Source organism: Thermosynechococcus sp. PKX95 (genome assembly GCF_031583295.1).
GTDB lineage: Bacteria > Cyanobacteriota > Cyanobacteriia > Thermosynechococcales > Thermosynechococcaceae > Thermosynechococcus.
The window spans coordinates 751,301-766,247 of sequence record NZ_CP134171.1; the positions used below are offsets into that span (position 1 = coordinate 751,301).

Genomic DNA, 14,947 nt, shown 5'->3' on the forward strand with positions numbered 1-14,947 from the left:
GTAACATAAACGAGCAAACATAGCCTAAGATTATCGGTAAGGTTAACGAAGCGATACATCCGCTCTACTAAGGAGGACATAACCCTATGGCACTCGTACCCATGCGCTTGCTGCTCGATCACGCAGCCGAAAATGGTTACGGCATTCCCGCCTTCAACGTCAACAACATGGAGCAAATCCAAGCCATCATGCAGGCGGCCCATGAAACCGACAGTCCCGTGATTTTGCAAGCATCGCGGGGTGCCCGTAAATATGCTGGGGAAAACTTCCTGCGTCACCTGATTTTGGCTGCGGTGGAAACCTACCCCCACATCCCCATTGTGATGCACCAAGACCATGGTAACGAGCCTGCCACCTGCTACTCCGCCATTCGCAACGGCTTTACCAGTGTGATGATGGATGGCTCCCTTGAAGCGGATGCCAAAACTCCCGCCAGCTATGAGTACAACGTGGCCGTCACCAGCGAAGTGGTAAAAGTCGCGCACTCCATTGGTGTTTCCGTGGAAGGGGAACTCGGCTGCCTTGGTTCTTTGGAAACCGGTAAAGGGGAAGCCGAAGATGGTCATGGGTTTGAAGGTGCCCTCGATCACTCAATGCTGCTCACTGACCCCGATCAAGCTGTGGACTTCGTGGAGCGTACCCAAGTGGATGCCCTTGCAGTGGCCATTGGTACCAGCCACGGTGCCTATAAATTTAGCCGCAAACCCACGGGTGAAATCCTCGCCATCAGCCGCGTGGAAGAAATCCACCGTCGTTTGCCCAACACCCACTTGGTGATGCACGGTTCTAGCTCAGTGCCCCAAGAATTAATTGACATCATCAACCAGTACGGTGGCACAATTCCTGAAACCTACGGCGTGCCTGTGGAAGAGATCCAAAAAGGCATCAAAAGCGGTGTCCGCAAAGTGAACATTGACACCGACAACCGCTTGGCCATTACCGCTGCGGTGCGTGAAGCTCTCGCCTTGGCACCCAAGGAATTTGACCCCCGTCACTTCCTCAAGCCCTCCATTAAATACATGCAAAAAGTGTGTGCTGAACGCTATCAGCAATTTGGTACCGCCGGCAATGCCAGCAAAATTAAGCAACTCAGCCTTGATGACTATGCTGCCAAATATGCCAAAGGTGAACTGAAACAAGTGACTCAGAAAACCGTGGTGGTCTAGGCACTCTGCGATCGCTGAGCAACGATAAGTAACGTGATAGAGGGTGGCTACGGTCACCCTTTTTGATTTGAATAAAAAATAATAGCTCTATAGTTTTATTCAGCTTTACTCAACGGGCTTGGAGGGACTCGAACCCCCGACCTGCTGATCCGTAGTCAGCCGCTCTAATCCACTAAGCTACAAGCCCAAGTCAGGAACACTATCCTAGCATGAATTCCCAGAGAGATCAAAGGGGCGACAGGAAATTTGCGCGCGGGTGTGTCATAGTCGGGAGCGGAGACCCTTGACTCAAACGGATAGATGCTGAAGAAACTCCACCGCTGGTTCTTGACCACTCCCCATCTGCCGCGATCGCTTGTGGCTTTTGGTCTGAGTCTGGCTGCCCTTGCCCTCTTGGATAGCAGTGCTAATCTTGTCCTCGCTCATCTAAAAGCAACTGCCCCAAGGTTCTTTGCTGGCTTGGTTGCTGGTACCTTTGATACTGGCTTTGCCCCAGAGGTGTGGCTCTCGGTCATCGGCCTCACCCTCGGTACGTTAATCATTGTGATTTCCATTGCGGCGCAAAATATCCCCAAAATTACTGAACTGTACATGCAGGACTGGACGAGCCTGATCTATGTCTGGTGTCTGGTTTTGGGGGGTGCCCATATCTTCTACATCAAGGTTTTGCAGGACTTGGGACGGCATCCTGTCGGCAGCATCCTGTTGAATTTATACGGCCTCTTGCCCTTGGCAATTTTGACGGCCCTCCCCTACATCTTCTACATTCTCAAGTCCATCCAGCCAGAAAGTGTGGCTCAGCAAATTTACCGCCGCCAGTATCACTACATGAGTCAACTGGGCATTGTTCTCAAGGATGGGGTGTCCTATCAACCGCAGTTTTTGCGCCGTAGTCAGGCTCACCTGATCGCGGGATTGAACCAATTGGATGATTTGCTGGCCTATGTGGCGTTTCGGGGAGCGCAGGCCGAGATTATTGGTGCAGTCAGTGAACTGCTTCAGCACTACATCAGTTGCAAGCCCGACTACCCAGCCTATTTCTTTCGCCTCAGCGGTGCGGTGATGGGGGATATTGCCTTCAAGACGATGTTTGACCAATTTAGCCAGATTGAAGAGAACCATACCTTCTATGAGCAAAAGTGTTTTCGGCTCCTCGGCAATGCCTATGTGCGCTTTTTGGAGGAGGAGCAGTTTCCTCTCGCGTCGCTGTGTGGCTCTGAGATGTGCGCGATCGCCCACCGCATTCTCAGTATGGGGGATGACATTTTGCTGGACCTAATCATTATTCGCTTTAATACAATGATGCGCTTTGCCATTAAACACGGCAGTCGTCACAACGAGGCACGCAATCTCTATAACTTGGCCTTTCACTATCGGCGGTTTATTGAGAGTCTGGTGCATTACCAGCGCCCCCAGCTCACCCAAAAGTGTGTGAATTATCTACGTGCCTACGGGAATGAAGTCTATGAGTTAGCACAGAATAGTCCTGCACTGTATTTCATTGTTGATGTCTTTGCCGCTGAGCTAAAGAAGGTCTTAATCTTGGTGAACGAGCAGCAGTGGGAGGAGCGACTGCAACTGGAACTCTTGGAGGAAATGCTTCGCCTAGATAATCCACCGGAACTGCGTCAACCCCAAAATGGCGATCGCCCCTATGGCAAAAGTACAGGGGTTCGCCTCCTACAAATGGGACTCGCCCTCTTTTACTTGGCACGGCAGCAACCTCAGTTTGCGCAGCGGATTGTTGAGGATATGGTGGAGGATGCAGCGGTTCTCGGCTTGGCGGGGTTTAAGCGTCTCTTTCAGCAAAATTGCGATCGCCTGCGCCAGGCTCAGCCCAAGTTTTGGGAGGACACCGATCGCGGCAATGCCAATTTGTACTACTCAGAACACACCGAGCAACTGCCTGCCCTACAGACCCTTGTGGATCGCGCTTGTCACGCTCTGGAGATGACTCAGTCGTCCTAAAGCATGGTATAGTAATAAGTCTGAGGGCGAGTGGCGAAATGGTAGACGCACTACACTCAAAATGTAGCGGGAATTCCCCATGTCAGTTCGAGTCTGACCTCGCCCATTGATTCAACCCCCGCCAAAGACTTGGATATTGGCAAAGGCACACACCGGTGAAGCGTGACCGACACGAATGGCTTGATTGGGTTCGCCTTTACCACAAAACGGTGTACCAAAAATACCGAAGGTGGAGGCATCTCCCACCGCAATGAGGCTATGCCAAAATTCAGGGGTGGTACCGCGATAGTTGGGATTGCGCAGTGTGCGGGTCAGGCGGCCATTTTCAATGCGCTTGGCATATTCACAGCCAAACTGAAATTTGAGACGGTAGTCATCGATTGACCAAGAGCGATTGGACTCCATGTACACCCCCGACTCAATGTTGCCAATGATCTCGGCAAAGGACTGTGTCCCTGGCTCAATATTCAGGTTCGCCATCCGGTCAATGGGGGGACGATTCCAAGAACAGGCACGGGCATTGGCAACACCAGGGACACCCGCTCGCTGCTGACTTTCAAGGCTGCCCAGACCGCGCAGGAGGCGTCCTTCCTTGATGAGATAGATGCGTTCAGCCGCCACCCCCAAATCATCAAAGGCATAGCTGGCCAGTTCACCGGCAACGGTCGGATCAAACGTGACGTTCAAGAGGGGGGAGCCGTACTGCCGCTGCCCAAAGTCCTCAAGGCGAATAAAGCTGCTGCCGGCATAGTTGCGCTCATCCCCCAAAATGCGGTCTAGCTCTAGGGGATGACCAATGCTCTCGTGGATTTGCAGCATCATTTGATCGGGGGCGAGTACCAGTGTTGTCGTTGTTTCTGGGCACTCTTGGGCACTGAGGAGTTCAACGGCCTGCTCGCCAATGTGGCGGGCGCGATCGCTCAATTGATCAGTCGTCAGCCATTCCAGACCCCCTTGATAACAGCGGGCTAACCAACCATGATCGGTTCGCTGCTGCACTACCCCTGCCCCCTGAGCCGTGGCGCTCATATCGGTGAGCACTTGATAAAATTGCTGTTCAATTTGACTGCCATCACTGGTCAACCACTGAGTGGTGGTCTCTACAGTTTGCACAAAGGCACGGGTTTGCACAATGTCGTCACTAACCTTGAGCCAATGGCAAAGGTCTTGGAGTAAGTGATTCAATTCAGCGGCTGAAAGTTGGTCAAAAGGTTGCCGCTGGGGCGATCGATAGTGTCCCTTGCCCTTGCCCCGTGCCGCTGGCGTAAAGTTAAAGACTCGCCAATGGGCAGCGGTTTTCGCCTGTTGATAGGCCTGCTGAATCGCCCGATGGATAGCACTGGGTTGCAAATTTGGGGTTGCTGTATAGGCAAATTGACCATCGACGAGCACCTCAACCATGACACCCCGCTGGCGCGATCGCTGGTTCACCTCGGGGTAGCCATCCCGAGCACTGCGAGTCGTGACAATCTCCTCAACATAACGCAGCCCAAGCCAATCAAGGGGTAAATTCACCTGATTCAAAAGGGCGGTGAAATTCTTCGGTGTCGTCATGGCAGCGTGCTAATCTGAGGCATGGTAAAGTTTGAATTCTTTTCCATGCTAACGGCTTTTACTGCGGGGCTGGCCCTCATCACGATTTCTGAGCTGGGAGACAAGACCTTCTTTATTGCCATGATTTTGGCGACCCGTCACAGCAAGCGGTGGGTCTTCCTAGGGTCATGGGCGGCTTTAATTGTGATGACACTGCTTTCAGTGGCCGTGGGCAAGGTCTTTCAACTTTTACCGCGAGAGTTCACCTTCTATGCGGCGATTTTGCTCTTCACTGTTTTTGGTCTCAAGATGCTAATTCAAGGCTGGCGAATGGGGGATAGCCCCTGTGAGGATGAGTGTGAAGCGGCAGTGGAAACCGTTGAAAAGGCGGAAGCCAATCTCAGCCGTTGGGGCAGTAACCCTGCTTGGGCGACTTTTGTGGAGGCCTTTAGTCTCACCTTCATTGCTGAATGGGGCGATCGCACCCAAATTGCAACGATTACCCTTGCTGCCGCGAGCCATGCCCTAGGGGTTGCCCTCGGCGCGATTCTTGGTCACGGCATTTGTGTGGCGATCGCGGTTCTAGGCGGCGGCCTGATGGCTGGACGCATCTCCGAACGGACATTGACCTTGGGCGGTGGTGCCCTATTTTTAATCTTCGCGATTGTTACCGCCTTGCAAGGGATGCCAAGGGCTTCTTGAGCCGCTTCTGAATCTAGAACTCCAATTGGTTATAGGAGGCGGCCAGAGGTGGCAAACTCCTGCACCGCAGCGCGCATAAAGTCTTCAAGGGAGCGTACCCCGGCTTGATCCTCGAACACCTTCGGCAGATTGTTTTGGATTTTTTCGCGGATAAATTGGCGATACTCAGCACTTTGACCCAGTTCAATGGCTTTTTGAATATAGGCAGAAACATCTGGTGCAATTAATTCCGGTAGCTCTAGGAGTGTGAGAATACCAGCGGTATGCCGCCCCCGCATAAAGCGTCCTGGTGTGGTCACCGTAGGGACTTGGGCATAGTAGAGGGCTTCAAGGGTAGAATTCCCCCCTGACCATTCAAGGCTGTCTAGGAAAACATCGAGACAATGCAGCATTGAGGTAAAACCATAGAAGTTTAAGGGTCGGCAGAAGAAGCAGTACGCCCTATAGTCAAGGTTTTTGGCAGCAAAAGCTCGTTCTAGACGTCCTTCAAACCGCTGGCGGCTGTTTTTGGTCATAAGGTGGCTTATAAAGACAAATTGGCAATTCCCCACTGCTGCGGCAATTTCGGGATAGATGTCGTCAAACTGGGGGAGATACTTGAAGACACTTTGCAGGCAACCGTAGATAACGGCATCGCTTTTGAGGCCGAATTCCTCCCGCGTAATGGGCGATCGCGGGTCGGGGGGCAGCGGACTAAAGGCAATTCCCAGATTTTTTAGCCTAATCAGTTTTTCTAGGTAATACGTTTCGCCATCAGGTGGTTCCATCAACTCACTACTGAGGAAATAATCAATTGTCGGCAGCCCAGAGGTGTCGGGATGCCCCCAAGACATACATTGAATCGGCGCTAATTTCAGAGCGGCAATCTTGCTCAGTTCCAGATCCATGCCCAGTTCGGGGAAAATCACTAGATGTAATTGATCGGCACGAATCTGCTCAAACCATTCTGCAGGTGATTTGGTGCCCATGACAAAGCGATGGCAGTAGGTTTTTGCTTGCTCCGTACAGCGATCGCCATCATCTCGCACGTAGTAGCCATAAAGCTGAAATTGTGCTTTATCAAGATGTTTAAGCCAGCCGTGGAGCAGCAACTTCCAAACCGTATGCCCACGAAAGTGCCCTGAAACAAACCCAATCCGTAGAGGTTCATTGGCCTTCACTGGTGGCATTGGGGGGCGTTCTTTGGCGGCTGGAATCACACTGGTCATGATTTCGTAGATCATCTGCCCATACTGTTGTTGGACATCGCGGGTTTCTTTCCCTTGATAGGGCAGTAAAAATGTATTCACATTCCCCAGCCACTTCGAGAGATATTGTTTCTTATCTAAAGAGAAACTCTGAAACGTTTGATAGAACTCGGCAACGGATTCTCTGATTTTTTGACGGCAATCCTGTAGCTCTTCTACATCTTTATAAACGTAAATCAAGTACCTCGTACACTTGAGAAAGTCAATGCCAATTTGCCAGTCAGGTCTCAGTTCAATCGCTTTTTCGTAGGCTGCTAGTGCCTGTTGTAAATCACTATCAACACCACTGATCATGCCCAACAGGTACCAACATCTTGCCATGGTAGGATCCATTGCTAAGGCATGGTTGAGGGCTGAGATCACTGCTTGATACTCATTCATCCTCCACTTATCAATCGCCAGTTTTTCCCACCCCTTGGCAAAGGCAAGGTGGCCTTTTTGTTGAGTCGTTCTTGCAATGAACTCTTCGATACACCCCATAACCTGAAACTTAGCAATCCCGACGGTATAAGCGCATGTATTTGAGGATAATCTCCCGTGCCTTCGGGCGTAAATCCCGCTTCAGTTGCGGATTTTCATCCACGCAATTCACCGCTTGCCAGACTTGACACCAACTGACATCAAAGAGGGTTTGTGCTTCCACAAGGCCGCGTACCATCGCGATCGCATAGCTTTCGGGGTCACGTTCCTGTGCCATATTGAGAAAAGACATCCCCCGCTGTGGTTGAAAGTAGTTGTCCATTGCTGTGAGATACCCTAGGGCCATTAACTCATCGGCGGTAAGGCTTTCCAGCGGGATATTTTCAGGGGTCGTACCCTGTCTTAGGGCAAGATAGGCGCGGTAGGCTTGACCATTGGCTTTGCCGTTGAAATCCCAGCCGAGGGCATTGATCAGGGCAGCTTTGTGATCTGTGGAAACCTGCGGCGAAGAGAGCCACTCCGACATTTTCAGATCAAGGCGGCCACTGCGCTGGGCTCGCATCACCATGGGCACATCGGTATAGGCTTCGTAGAAGGGGGTGGAGGTCAAGGGCGAATCTGCTCGCCCACTGTACTGAAGGCAGACCACCGTTGTCAAAGCAAGGGCAGTCGCTAAAAGAGGAGATTTCATGGACTTGGCCTCCAAAGAGTTATTGGGTTTGCAGTTGCGATAGACCCGCCCCCGGATAGTAGGTGCCTAAAATTTGCAGGTAGTTGTAGCCGCGCTTGCCCAGTTCATAGGCACCCGTCTGACTCATTCCACGCCCGCCAAAAACATCGCGCACAATGTCGTCGGTTGCTGCATACATCGAAACCATCACTCGTCCACTTTTGGTGAGGACAATGCCCCGCGTGGCTTGGACTGCCGCTTGAGTGGTGTTCCACTCGGTTTCAATCCCACGATACACCTGCCAACGCTCGTCGTTCCCCAGATCAAAAAAGCGGCTGGCGGGTTGAAACATTTGGGCAAGGGCATAGGAACGGGCAGCGATCGCTTGGGCTTTGAGGGTTTCCATTGGCCAGTCGGGATAGACCTCTGAACCCACCACACTCACGAGGTATTGTTCCAAGTCCACTTGATTGACGGCTGTAACCGTGTTTCCCTGAGCAATGAGGCGCACCACACCGCGATACCATTTACCGGCAACAAACGCAAGTTGATTGCTGGGGCGAATCCAGAGGGAGGGGGCAAGGGGTTGGCCATTCCAGAGCAAAAAGCCATCGCGGGCTGTGACCACGACCCCTTGGGAAGGGGTAAGCTGCGTCATCACTTGCTGTTGATCATTGGTGACAGCGGTAGCTACGGCGGTGCCAACGGTCAGTTGACTTTGATCGCGGGCGATCGCCACCCGCACTTGAGGGGCAGGACCTTGGCTCGGAGGCACGGGTTGCAGGGCAGGAGGGGGCACTGTGGGCAAGATTGCCTTGGCGTGGGTAGAGGCAGCCGCTGGTGGTTGGGGGACTTTGTTGGGGACAGTTGCTAATAGGGGATCGCGGCCATCCAAAATCGGCCGAGGCAGAGGTCGTTCAAGTTGAATTGGGTCAGGTAAAGGAATTGGCTCTGAAAGAGCAATCGGTGTCGGGGATAGGTTCCGCAAAAACCAGAACCCTAGGCCGGCACTGGCGATCGTGGCCATCGTAAAGGAAATGAGCAAGGGTGAGTGTCCTCGCTTTGTCCCTTGGAACAGAACCCAGCCCATTCAGGTGTCATCTCCACTAGCACCTTGCCTATTGTATAGGGGAGTACGGAATTTGCCATGCAACATTTGCTGGTTTAGGGCAGAGAGGAGGCTGCTACCCGTTGTAGCCATTGCTCCACCCTATCCCCATAAACAGCTAAGCTATACTCCTGTTCCGCCTGCTGCCGACAGGCCGCCCGATCAATTTGATCAATCTTGCCAATGGCAGCAATTAAGGCCTCGACAGAATCCGGGGTAATGAGAAACCCGGTTTGACCATCACGGACAATTTCACTCGGCCCACCGCGATCGTAGGCAATGACGGGAACGCCACAGGCAAGGCTTTCGATGACAACGTTGCCAAAAGCTTCGACCCAGCGGGAGGTCAGCAACAAAGCGCGACAGCGCCGCAGCTGTGCTTGCATTTCCCGTGTTGACAAAAAGCCCAGATATTCAATGGGGGCGTTGGGGTAATCTGCTTGAATGCGCTGCCAATAGTCTATATCTTGCAGTTGCCCCATGATTTTCAAAGGGGTACGGGTGACATTGACGGCAGCGACAGCATCTTCGAGTCCCTTTTCAGGAGCAATGCGCCCCAGCCAGCACAGGGCATCCTCTGGCTCTGCACAAAAGTCATAGAGGGACAGATCCAGACCACTGCCCAAACACACGCAGCGATCGCCAAAAGGGAAGGTGGCGGCTTGGGTACGGGTATAGACACTAATGGTTTCCGGATAGTCATCAATGACACGGGCGATCGCCTGATCCATGACATCGGAAACTGAGGCCATGCTCACCAGATGCCCCACAGGACGGCTGAGAAAAGGCGTCAGGTAAAAGGGCAGCCAGTCGTAGGCAAAGTTGACAATGACATCAAATTCCTGTTGAAGCTGCCGCACCCGTGCCCACATATTGGCTAACACACTATTGGGGGGCAGTGTAATCGGTTGATCGCGGGTTTGATGCTGCGCTGGCACTTGAAGGGCACCCGCTACTGGTTCAATGGTTGCCGTTACTGGCAAGTGGGAACCCTCGGGGGCAAGGATGTGAATGGTATGCTGGCGATCGCCCAAGGCCTGAGCCATATTGAGGATCGTCAATTCAACACCGCCCCCTTTTCCTGTACCCAGAGGGCCAACCGAAGTGGAAACAAAAAGCAGCTTCAGAGGTCAACTCCTAGCGCAGAGCCTCAGCACCCGCCACCACTTCGAGAATCTCTTGGGTAATGGCAGCTTGACGCGCTTTGTTGTAGGAGAGGGTGAGGGTTCCAATCAGCGCTTGAGCATTATCGCTCGCGTTATTCATTGCCGTCATCCGCGCTGCCAATTCCGAGGCGGCGGCCTCTTGCAGTGCCCGTAGTAACTGGTTATTCAAGTACAGGGGCAGCAGGGCATCGAGAATTTGCACCGGATCCTGCTCAAAAATCATATCGGAGGGCAAAGCGGGCAAGGTTGAGGTGACTTTCTCGCGGTTAACTTCCAGATGCGAACCCCGCGTCGTCAGCCGAAAAATCTCATCATCGGGCGCCTCTAGCCCTTGGGGATCGAGGGGGAGCAGGGTTTGGACAACGGGCTTTGAACTAATGAGGGAGACAAACTTGGTGTAGATGAGTTCCACCCGATCCACCGTTTCCGAAAGAAAGAGGGAGAGCAGTTCACTGGCAATTTGACCCGCTTCACTGGCGGAGGGGATTTGCTCTAGGCCAGAGTACACGGCATCAATGGGATAATTACGGCGCTGGAAGTATTGGGCTGCCTTGCGACCAACAATCACCAGAATATACTTGACGCCCTCGGCTTCGAGTTCTTGGGTACGCTCCTTGGCACGGCGAATAACGTTGGTATTGTAACCGCCGCACAGCCCGCGATCGCCCGTCACCACCAGCAGCGCCACCGTCTTCACAGGACGCTTGGCCAATAGCGGTAAATTGGCATCCTCAAAGCGTAGTCGGGTTTGCAAGCCATAGAGCACCTGAGCTAAGCGATCGGCAAAGGGACGGCTCGCCATGACCTGCTCTTGGGCACGGCGAACTTTTGCTGCCGCCACGAGGCGCATAGCTTCGGTAATTTTGCGGGTATCTTTAATCGTTTTGATGCGATCGCGAATAGCTTTGAGATTGGGCACGGTAATCTAAACTCCTAAGCAAAGCGTCCCTGCCCTAAGATTTTAGCCCAGAGGGGGATCGCCTAAGCAGTCTTTTCACTTGACCCACCCCTACCAACCAGCGTTGTAATCACAGGAACTGCCAAAGCGGCGACAGGGGGAATGATGCGGCCAATGGGCTGCGGCAGATTTAAGCTGACGCTCAAAGCAGAAACCACCGTTGCCGCAATGCCACTGATCCAAAGCACGGTGTCACGCCGCCACCGTTGTCGCTTCAGGCGGTGATTTTCCTGGGCAGCAAGGGTGAGTTCAGTGGGGACAACGGTTGAGGATTGGTTGCGCAGCACCTCTAAATCGTGCTGCAGACCGAGCAGTTCATTTTGCGCTTGGGCAAGTTCCTCTTGCAGGCGATCGCGCTCCCTTTCCACTTGGGTGAGTTGCCGCGTTATCTCCGCCAGTTGTTGGGCAAGGCCGGCGTCTGGGGGATTACCGAGAAGGGCGGTATCCTCCAAAGAAGCGGGGGGTGAAGCAGCCAATACCGCCTGAAGTTGCTGTTCGAGAGCTGTTTTTTCTGTTTGCAGCGAGGCAAGTTGATCTTGAAGTTCTTGAATTTGTGAGACTTGGAATTGCAGGGTTGCCACTTGACTTTGCAGTTCCTGAATCTGGGAGGCTTGCAGTTGCAGTGTCACCAGTTGCTGCTGAAGTTCGTCTTGCTGAATGAGCGCCTGTGCCAGTTCCTGTTCAAGATTTTGCCGCAGGCCGCTCAAGGTGGCATTTTCTTCTTGGAGGCGGACAAGGTCTTGGCTCAGTTGATCTCGCTGCTGTTGAACGTTTTCCAGTTCTGCGGTGAGCTGCCTAATTTGCTCCTGTAGGGCTTGGTTTTGGGCGATCGCCCGCTGTTCTGCAGTCAGGGTGAGTGACTCCAATTCAGCCGTCAGGGAGTTGAGATCAATATCCTGTGCAGGAGGCTCGTCCAACTCACCCAAATCAGTAATGATGTTTTCTAGGAGATCGTCGGGTTGGTTGCTAGGGGGTTCTGGACTGGCCATGATCCTGATACCTGCGCGCGTGCTAAGAATTGCTCCAATTATAGCGATCGCCGTCCCTATCCTCTAGGCTAGAAGGCGTTCTTCAGTTCTCGAATGAAACTCCATGCTCAAACGCGAACTAGGACTGTGGGGCGCCATTTTAACGGGTCTAGGCTCAATGATTGGTACGGGGCTGTTTGTCAGTTTAGGCATTGCCACCGACCTCGCTGGCCCTTGGGTGTTGATAGCCTTGATCCTTGCCGCGGCGATCGCGCTGTGTAATGGCCTCAGTAGTGCCCAATTGGCGGCCTCCCATCCTGTGAGTGGGGGCACCTACGAGTATGGGTATCGCTATCTTTCTCCCCCTTTGGGCTTTACAGCGGGGTGGATGTTTTTACTGGCCAAATCGGCTTCTGCAGCCACTGCTGCCCTTGGCTGTATGGCTTATCTCTTCCAATGGCTCGGCCTAGAGGACAATAGCGGGCGCTGGCAAATCATGGCTGCTCTGGGGCTACTGGCGGTCTTGACCTGTGTGGTGCTTTTGGGCATCCGGCGATCGGCGCAAGTGAATCTGGGGATTCTCCTAGTCACGTTCACCAGTTTGTTGCTCTTTGTCGGCATTGGCCACGTCCAACAACAGGGAGGGCTACTTTGGTCGGCAGCATCGCAACCACTCTCGCTCAAGAATCTTCTCCAAGCAACGGCACTGCTCTTTGTCGCCTATGCCGGCTATGCCCGTATTGCTGTGCTGGCGGAGGAGGTCAAGACTCCTCGGCGAACCATTCCACGAGCCATTGCCCTAGCCATTGGTATTGTTGTCCTGCTCTACTTCAGTGTTGTCTTGATTGTTCTGGGGAGTCATGGCTCTGGAAAGTTGACTACGGCTGCCTCTTTAGAGATTGTCGCCAGTGAATTGGGTGTCTCTTGGCTGCCGCCTCTGATTACGCTGGGGGCGATCGCGGCCATGGTCGGGATTCTGCTCAATCTGTTGCTCGGCCTCTCCCGTGTGGTGTTGGCAATGGCGCGGCGGCGAGATTTACCGGCAATTTTGGCTCAGATTCCAGCCCAAGGAAAACAACCTGTTGCTGCCGTTCTTGCGGTGAGTGGGGGGATTGCCCTCTTGATCCTGATTGGCAATGTAAAAACTACGTGGTCTTTTAGTGCCTTTAGCGTGCTGATTTACTACGCCATTACCAACCTTGCCACACTGCAACTGAAGGAGCCACAATTTCCCCGCTGGCTTGCGGTTGCAGGTTTAATCGGTTGTCTAGGGCTGGCTTTTTGGGTCGAAGTCCAAGTGTGGCTGTCGGGGTGTGGTCTCATTCTTCTTGGACTTGCTTGGCACTACTGGGTGCGGAGGGCAAAGGCCGTTTGAAAGTCTTGCCGGGTCATCGGTTGCGTCACCTCTAGCCCCTCACCCCCTAGGACGCGCAGGGGTTCACCCCCAATGGAAATCCAAACTGGCGCATTGGGATCATTCACTGTTGCTGTGTACAGTACCTGTCCTAGACGTGCTTGCATTGAAGCACTTCCCCCCCCTTTGGTAAAGTCTGGAGAGAGATCCACATGGATGCCATCGGCTTTGACTTCTACACGATTGACACGGGTATTTTCCGGAATGCTGGTGGTGACATCTTGATTGGCAGGACCCGCCAAAAGTCGCTCCAGACGAGATTGAATAAAGAGTTCTGGCCGCGTTGCCGGGGTATTGATCCGTACCGTAGAGGGCACTAAAACGAGGCTATCCCCTTCATTCTTGACCCAAAAAATTTGAGTTTCCTGCTGCTGGGCAACTTCCGCCGGATTAGGAACCGGATCTCCCTGCCGGGGGGGACTCAAGGTTAGCCATGCTGCTGTACCAGCCGAGGCAAGGCCAATAACCGCCAGCACAATCAAGGCGGGGCGGGAGCGGGTGACTTTTGCTACCATCACGATCTCTCCTTGGCGGGATGCACCTGCCTCTACCTTAGACGCTATGATTCAAGGGTAAAGTTCCAGTGCCTGTGGCCTTAGGGGCAGTTGCCCACTGCTTAAACTAGAGGATAGTTCTCCCCTTAGATCAAGTTTAAGTCATGGTGCAAACGACCCCCCGTGCAGAAGAACTAGCCACTGCCCTCCTTGATGCGGTTAGGATTGCTCCCCAAGATTGGCATCGCCTCAAGGGAAATCGCCGTGCCCGCGCCCTCGAACAGGCGGCTGCTGCTCTGGTCTATCTCCTCAAGGAAAATGATGCTGAGGCACTGGCGCATCTCCAACAGGCAGTGGGTTGGCTCGATCGCTCCATTAGTGCGCCGCCTTGCCCTACGCACCACCATTAGCGGTGCCAGCGTCGCCACCGAGAAACCACCAGATCGCTTGTGACATGAAGCAGTGCCGATAGCTCTAGGCCAAGGGCGATCGCAACTCCCCAGCGCCAGTCAATTCCCTGCCAACGATGTAGCCATTCCTGCACAAGGGAAAGGTGGCCTGTGAATGCGGCGACCCCGGCCACCAGACCCAATCCTAACCCCAACCAAAAGCTGAGATAGAGCAACCGAATCAGCGTGCCCACCACTGGGCCATGGGTCCAAAAGGAGCGATGGTGAAAGGCTTTTTGGTAGGGTAGCCATATTGCCCGCAGCCAGCCCCAACGGTAGTAGGGTAAAGAGGGGGTATCGAGGTCTGGACTGAGGAGAAAGCCGCCAATACCAAAGCTACTGCTGGCAATTGCCCCCCAGATCCAGTCACGGGTGAGGGCACTGGCGGTGAAGCCCACAAGGGGCATGCCGATCCAAGTCAGGCGATCGTGGGTACGGCCACTGGGCATTGAGGATTCCGCAGATATTTCCTAGGGCAAAGCTACGGCAAAACGGGCTAGATCATGCAATCGGCGAACTTATTGAGTGCGGTGGGCGTCTAAGTGAGCTTGAAGCAACTCGGCTGAAATTTGAATCTGATGAAGGGCGATCGCGCAAAACTAAATCGCAGGGTGTGCCAGTTCACATACCTGTCCCCGATCAAGTATGCTGAGCACGTTTGAGCGAGCGGCTTGGCTAGCCAAC

Annotated in this window: 14 protein-coding genes and 2 tRNA genes; 6 read left to right on the forward strand and 10 right to left on the reverse strand. The window is 53.4% G+C overall.

Going from position 1 to position 14,947, the window contains the following annotated elements; translation table 11 throughout:
• Positions 1-86 precede the first annotated feature (86 nt).
• Positions 87-1,166 carry a class II fructose-bisphosphate aldolase gene (gene fba, locus RHH81_RS03420; protein ID WP_181495590.1) on the forward strand — a complete coding sequence of 360 codons (1,080 nt, stop codon included), beginning with the start codon at positions 87-89 and terminating at the stop codon, positions 1,164-1,166.
• 113 nt (positions 1,167-1,279) lie between these two features.
• Here fba and RHH81_RS03425 read toward each other — a convergent pair.
• Positions 1,280-1,353: transfer RNA gene (locus RHH81_RS03425), tRNA-Arg, on the reverse strand.
• Positions 1,354-1,466: 113 nt separating this feature from the next.
• Between RHH81_RS03425 and RHH81_RS03430 the strand changes: the two genes are divergently transcribed.
• The gene (locus tag RHH81_RS03430) at positions 1,467-3,134 is read left to right on the forward strand and encodes a hypothetical protein (RefSeq protein WP_310743387.1); all 1,668 of its coding nucleotides are present in this window, start codon (positions 1,467-1,469) and stop codon (positions 3,132-3,134) included.
• Positions 3,135-3,158: 24 nt separating this feature from the next.
• Positions 3,159-3,240, forward strand: a tRNA-Leu gene (locus RHH81_RS03435).
• A 5-nt stretch (positions 3,241-3,245) separates the two neighbouring features.
• On the opposite strand, the gene RHH81_RS03440 is transcribed toward RHH81_RS03435, so the two are convergent.
• Positions 3,246-4,688, reverse strand: a complete 1,443-nt coding sequence (locus RHH81_RS03440) for a TldD/PmbA family protein (protein ID WP_206201078.1) — start codon at positions 4,686-4,688, stop codon at positions 3,246-3,248.
• A 45-nt stretch (positions 4,689-4,733) separates the two neighbouring features.
• Here RHH81_RS03440 and RHH81_RS03445 point away from each other — a divergent pair, with 45 nt between their 5' ends.
• On the forward strand, positions 4,734-5,369 hold the full coding sequence (locus RHH81_RS03445) for a TMEM165/GDT1 family protein (RefSeq protein WP_206201079.1): 636 nt from the start codon (positions 4,734-4,736) through the stop codon (positions 5,367-5,369).
• A gap of 29 nt (positions 5,370-5,398) precedes the next feature.
• Here the strand turns inward: RHH81_RS03445 and RHH81_RS03450 are convergent, their stop codons facing one another.
• The 6 genes from RHH81_RS03450 to RHH81_RS03475 form a co-directional block, all read right to left on the reverse strand.
• Positions 5,399-6,997: a hypothetical protein gene (locus tag RHH81_RS03450; RefSeq protein WP_310744312.1), complete on the reverse strand. Its 1,599-nt coding sequence runs from the start codon at positions 6,995-6,997 to the stop codon at positions 5,399-5,401.
• A gap of 109 nt (positions 6,998-7,106) precedes the next feature.
• The gene (locus RHH81_RS03455; protein ID WP_310743389.1) at positions 7,107-7,727 is read right to left on the reverse strand and encodes a hypothetical protein; all 621 of its coding nucleotides are present in this window, start codon (positions 7,725-7,727) and stop codon (positions 7,107-7,109) included.
• 19 nt (positions 7,728-7,746) lie between these two features.
• Entirely contained in the window at positions 7,747-8,796 is a 1,050-nt protein-coding gene (locus tag RHH81_RS03460) for a SpoIID/LytB domain-containing protein (protein WP_206201082.1), read from the reverse strand.
• A 74-nt stretch (positions 8,797-8,870) separates the two neighbouring features.
• Entirely contained in the window at positions 8,871-9,860 is a 990-nt protein-coding gene (locus RHH81_RS03465; protein WP_315863402.1) for a glycosyltransferase family 4 protein, read from the reverse strand.
• 91 nt (positions 9,861-9,951) lie between these two features.
• Entirely contained in the window at positions 9,952-10,899 is a 948-nt protein-coding gene (locus tag RHH81_RS03470; protein ID WP_149820854.1) for a F0F1 ATP synthase subunit gamma, read from the reverse strand.
• A gap of 62 nt (positions 10,900-10,961) precedes the next feature.
• Positions 10,962-11,927, reverse strand: coding sequence for a hypothetical protein (locus RHH81_RS03475; RefSeq protein WP_310743391.1), 966 nt, complete (start codon positions 11,925-11,927; stop codon positions 10,962-10,964).
• 103 nt (positions 11,928-12,030) lie between these two features.
• Here RHH81_RS03475 and RHH81_RS03480 point away from each other — a divergent pair, with 103 nt between their 5' ends.
• Entirely contained in the window at positions 12,031-13,281 is a 1,251-nt protein-coding gene (locus tag RHH81_RS03480) for an APC family permease (RefSeq protein ID WP_206201084.1), read from the forward strand.
• Here RHH81_RS03480 and RHH81_RS03485 read toward each other — a convergent pair.
• Complete coding sequence (locus tag RHH81_RS03485) at positions 13,251-13,835, reverse strand: GerMN domain-containing protein (protein WP_206201085.1); 585 nt, start codon at positions 13,833-13,835, stop codon at positions 13,251-13,253. The two genes, RHH81_RS03480 and RHH81_RS03485, sit on opposite strands and share 31 nt — an antisense overlap.
• Before the next feature lie 143 nt (positions 13,836-13,978).
• Between RHH81_RS03485 and RHH81_RS03490 the strand changes: the two genes are divergently transcribed.
• Entirely contained in the window at positions 13,979-14,224 is a 246-nt protein-coding gene (locus tag RHH81_RS03490; RefSeq protein ID WP_149820848.1) for a DUF6439 family protein, read from the forward strand.
• On the opposite strand, the gene RHH81_RS03495 is transcribed toward RHH81_RS03490, so the two are convergent.
• Entirely contained in the window at positions 14,221-14,712 is a 492-nt protein-coding gene (locus tag RHH81_RS03495; RefSeq protein WP_206201086.1) for a metal-binding protein, read from the reverse strand. The genes RHH81_RS03490 and RHH81_RS03495 overlap by 4 nt on opposite strands.
• Positions 14,713-14,947: the final 235 nt, after the last annotated feature.